The organism is Mycobacterium sp. (genome assembly GCF_035623875.1).
Taxonomy (GTDB): domain Bacteria; phylum Actinomycetota; class Actinomycetes; order Mycobacteriales; family Mycobacteriaceae; genus Mycobacterium.
Genome location: NZ_DASPSP010000063.1, coordinates 1 through 4,455 on the forward strand (window position 1 = coordinate 1; position 4,455 = coordinate 4,455).

5 protein-coding genes are annotated in these 4,455 nt (G+C 64.5%); 1 reads left to right on the plus strand and 4 read right to left on the minus strand.

Translation table 11 applies throughout. From position 1 onward, the window contains the following. Positions 1 to 1,049: AMP-binding protein (locus VEI45_RS05465; protein WP_324850894.1), on the plus strand; the 1,049-nt coding region annotated here is incomplete at its 5' end. Between the two features lie 138 nt (positions 1,050 to 1,187). Here the strand turns inward: VEI45_RS05465 and VEI45_RS05470 are convergent. From VEI45_RS05470 to VEI45_RS05485, 4 genes are all read right to left on the minus strand, one after another. Next, a complete protein-coding gene (locus tag VEI45_RS05470) occupies positions 1,188 to 1,388 on the minus strand; it encodes a hypothetical protein (RefSeq protein WP_324850896.1) in 201 nt (66 codons plus the stop codon). A 61-nt stretch (positions 1,389 to 1,449) separates the two neighbouring features. Next, the gene (locus VEI45_RS05475) at positions 1,450 to 1,905 is read right to left on the minus strand and encodes an SRPBCC family protein (RefSeq protein WP_324850901.1); all 456 of its coding nucleotides are present in this window, start codon (positions 1,903 to 1,905) and stop codon (positions 1,450 to 1,452) included. Positions 1,906 to 1,940: 35 nt separating this feature from the next. Further along, on the minus strand, positions 1,941 to 2,672 hold the full coding sequence (locus VEI45_RS05480; RefSeq protein WP_324850897.1) for an enoyl-CoA hydratase/isomerase family protein: 732 nt from the start codon (positions 2,670 to 2,672) through the stop codon (positions 1,941 to 1,943). Continuing rightward, the gene (locus tag VEI45_RS05485) at positions 2,669 to 4,396 is read right to left on the minus strand and encodes an AMP-binding protein (protein WP_414687402.1); all 1,728 of its coding nucleotides are present in this window, start codon (positions 4,394 to 4,396) and stop codon (positions 2,669 to 2,671) included. The genes VEI45_RS05480 and VEI45_RS05485 overlap by 4 nt, the downstream gene beginning before the upstream one ends. Between the last annotated feature and the right edge of the window lie 59 nt (positions 4,397 to 4,455).

Below are 4,455 nucleotides of genomic sequence, written 5' to 3' on the forward strand. Positions count from 1 at the left end.
CGACGCTGGCCTGGCTGTTCTACACCAGCGGGACGACCGGCCGGGCGAAGGGCGCGATGCTCACCCACCGCAACCTGATGGCGATGACGATCGCCCACCTCGCCGACATCGACGCACCCGACGAACGCTGCAGCCTGGTGCACGGCGCGCCGATGTCGCACGGTTCCGGCCTCTACATCCCGGCCTACGTGCTGCGTGGCGCCCGCCAGGTGGTGCCGCAGCGCGGCAGATTCGATCCGGGCGAATTCCTGGATCTGTGTGAGCATCATCCGGGCTGTAGCGCCTTCCTGGCACCGACGATGGTGCAGCGCGTCGTCGACACAACCCGAGCGACAGGCCGCGCCTGCCCGTGCCAACTGCGGACCATCATCTACGGCGGCGGCCCGATGTATGTGGAGAGCATCAAGAAAGCACTGGCCGCGTTCGGGCCGGTCTTCGCCCAGATCTACGGCCAGGGCGAGTCACCCATGACCATCACCGGCTTGCGCCGCGCGGACCACGAGGCCGCCGACGACGCGATCCTCGGGTCGGTCGGCTATCCGCGGTCGGGAATGGAAGTCGCGGTGCTGCGGGACGACGACACACCGGCCGGTGCGGGCGAGATCGGTGAGATCGTCTGCCGCGGCGACGTTGTCATGTGCGGCTACTGGCACAACCCGGGGGCCACCGCCGCGACACTGCGCAACGGGTGGCTACGCACCGGCGATATGGGCTCCTTCGACGCACGCGGCTATCTGACGCTGCACGACCGTTCGAAAGATGTTGTGATCAGCGGCGGCACCAACATTTACCCGCGCGAGGTGGAGGAGGCGCTGCTCGAGCATCCGGGCGTATCGGAGGCTTGCGTGGTCGGGGCACCGGACGCCGAGTGGGGTGAGATCGTGGTCGCGTTCATCGTCGGTGCGGCGCATCCCGATGAGCTCGACGCGCACCTGCTGCAGCGCATCGCCCGGTTCAAACGTCCCAAGCGCTACCTGACCGTCGACCAGCTGCCGAAGAACAGCTACGGCAAGGTGCTCAAGCGAGAGTTGCGGCAACAACTCGTCTAAGCCACCGGCATCGAGACAGCGCAGCGACCGCCGCGCATACGACGCATGGCGCCCCCGGTCGGCGCAGGGCGGCAACAACGACGCCTTTTGGCACTTCACGACAGGACTTTGGCCACTAGGTGCGTAACGGTCGCCTTCTCACGCTTCGTACGTGACGTGGTACCAGTGGCGGACCGGCTTATGGCTCTTGTCAGCTCGACCCGTGTCCGTCGCGCTCACCACGTTGACGTCGGTCACGTCGGGATTGTGGGCCGCGATGTAGCGCTCCAACTCGCGCACTAACGCGTGGTGCGGCTGCGCTGGGTTGGCGAGCGCCTTAGTTGTGTGTGTTCCTGGCACACATCAATTATGCCGACCTGCTAGCCGGGCTCAGGGACACCCTTCGCGATGAGCCTCGCCATCATTGAGCCAGTGCTAGAAAGTGGCTGCGGATGCCTGCCAGCATCCCGATGTGTGCGTTGACCGCCTCACGCCGGGTCATCGCGGCCAGTAAACGGGGAGCCGCAATCCGTAGCCGCTCGGTCAGCCGGGTGCCCGAGTCGATCGGCTCGAATGTCACTATGCCGCGTAGCCGCACCCGGGGGAACTGGCGCGCCTCGGTGAGCACATCGCCGTGCACCGGCACCTCGACTCGCGCCCAGTAGCTTATCCGGATTGCGAACCTGCCCAGCGGTATCCGGTCGCGCACCCGATAGGTCTGCTGGTACCCGTCGGCAGTCTCGCTGCGCGATAGGGTTCGCACCGAAACGACCAGCGGGTGGACAACTTTGATGTTGTCCAGATCCACGTAGAAGTCGCGCACTTTGTCGGGTGCCGCGGGTATCTCTTCGGTCAGCGTCTCCGCGGCGTGGGTCATCCACAAGCTCACAATGGGCTAACTTAGCCGCTGCCTTAGCGGCCGCGGGCCAGTGCCTCGAGAAATGCGGCAACGCGGCTGCGTGTCTCCTCCGTCATCCAGCGGGCCCGCACCTTCTCGTCGATTGCCACGCCTGCATCGATCGCGGAGCGCGTCGGCTGGTGCAGCTGTCGTTTGGTGGCCGCGTACACAGCCGGGGAGTAGTCACCGAGTTCGCGCGCGGTCGCAATCGCCTGGGCAATCAAGTCATCGTTCGGGACGATCGCGTCGATCCAGCCCCGGGCCAGCGCGGTGTCCGCGTCAATCATCTTGGCCTGCAGCGCTGCCCGCGTCGCCGACGTTCCCATCGTAAAGCGGCATATCTCCAGCGCGGCCACTGGGAACGGGACACCGACCGCAAGCTCGGTGAGCCCGATCGTCCCGCCGGACATGAGTCGTACATCGGCGCACATGGCGAAGACACAACCGCCCGCAATGGCATGCCCGTTGATCGCGGCGATCACCGGTGCCGGGTGGTCGAAGACTGCGAGAAAGGCCTCAGACAGCGCGGTCACAAAACGCTCGGCGTACGCGGCGCCGCCGTCCACGATCGCGCGCAGGTCGACACCCGCCGAGAAACACCGACCGGCGCCGGTGATGACGACGGGCCCTTCGACGCTTCGCATCGAGCCGATGATGACCTCAAGCAAGTCCAGGTCGAGAGCATTGACTGGCGGATGGTCGAATCGCACTATCGTCACACCGTCGGTGACGTCTGCAATGGTCACGTATCCTCCACTCTGTCAGGCGTTTTCAGCCCGAACAACCGTGCGCTTTCATCACGCATGTCAACTTTGCGGACCTTGCCGGTCACCGTCAGCGGAAACTCGTCGACGACGTGCACGTAGCGCGGGATCTTGTAGTGCGCCACCTGTCCGGTGGCGAAAGCACGGACCGCGACCGCGTCGAGTGCGGGCCGTCCCGGCTTCATCCGGATCCACGCACAAATCTCTTCCCCGTACCTGGCGTCGGGCACACCGACCACCTGCGCCTCGTCGATATCAGGATGGGTGGTCAGGAACTCCTCGATCTCGCGCGGATATATGTTCTCCCCGCCGCGGATGACCATGTCGTCGCGGCGCCCCACGATAGTGCAGTAGCTGTCGTCGCGCATCACCGCAAGATCCCCGCTGTGCATCCACTCGTCGGCGTCGATCACCTCGCGGGTCTTGGCCTCTTCACGCCAATAGCCCAGCATCACGGAATAGCCACGGGCGCAGAACTCCCCGGGCCGACCGCGTTCGACGACGTCGCCGGTGTCAGGGTCGACGATCTTGATCTCCACATGCGGGTGCGCCCGCCCGATGGACGCGGTTCGCCGCTCCAAGTCGTCGTCGATCAGCGTCTGGCAGGAGGCCGGCGATGTCTCGGTCATGCCGTAGGCGATGGCCAGCTCGGTCATATTCATCTCGGCCACACAACGTTTCATGATCTCGACCGGACACACCGATCCAGCCATGATGCCGGTGCGCAGCGACGTCAGATCGAAGTTGGCGAAGTCAGGATGACCGAGCATGGAGATGAACATGGTCGGCACACCGTACAGGCCCGTGCAGCGTTCGGCTTGGACGGCGGCCAGCGTGCGTCCGGCATCGAACCCCGGCGCCGGGATGACCATCGTGGCCCCGTGGGTGGTGCAGCCCAGGTTGCCCAGCACCATCCCGAAGCAGTGATAGAACGGCACCGGAATCGCCAACCGGTCCTGGTGGGTGAGCTTCATCGAGGCGCCAACCAGCAAGCCGTTGTTGACGATGTTGTGGTGGCTCAGCATTGCTCCCTTGGGAAAACCGGTCGTCCCCGAGGTGTACTGAATGTTGATGGGTTCGTCGAAGTCGAGCGTCGCTTCTCGCTCCCACAGTGCTTCTGGTGGCTCACTACGACCCATCTCGATGAGATCATCCCAGGCGAACATCGCCGGTACCGGCGCGGGTCCGCCTACAAAAATCACGTTCCGGAGGTAAGGAAGCCTCAAAGAATGAAGATCTCCGGCACGGCTGGCCGCAAACTCCGGGCAGACGCCTGCGAGCGTCTCGATGTAGTCGCAATCGCGAAACCCTTGCATCAGGACGAGTGTGGAGCACTCTGACTGCTTCAGGGCGTATTCGAGCTCAGCGGCGCGGAACGCGGGATTGATCGTGACGAGAATCGCACCGATCTTCGCCGTTGCAAATTGCGCGATCACCCACTCGGCATGATTGGTGGCCCAGACACCAACCCGGTCGCCCTTCTGGACGCCACGCTGAAGAAATCCCCGCGCCGCCAGTTCCACCTCGGCCAGGAATTCGCGATAGGTGTAACGAAGCCGCTGGTGGCAGGAAATGAGGGCGGGCCGATCAGGATGGAGCGATGCAGCGTTGTCCAGCGCCTCCCCGACCGTGCAGCCCCAGAGCGGCCGCCCGCCTGTCCCGTGAGCATAGCTGAGATTCGGTTTGCCGTAAGGTGTATGTTCCATACGCTGCTCGTCGATTCTCGACGAGTCCAAGACGAGCCCTGCCATACCCGGATCCACCC

Excerpts from the sequence above, each read along its gene's own strand:
- VEI45_RS05485 (WP_414687402.1), bottom strand. The coding sequence starts at position 4,396 with ATGGAACATACACCTTACGGCAAACCGAATCTCAGCTATGCTCACGGG.
- VEI45_RS05475 (WP_324850901.1), bottom strand. The coding sequence starts at position 1,905 with ATGACCCACGCCGCGGAGACGCTGACCGAAGAGATACCCGCGGCACCC.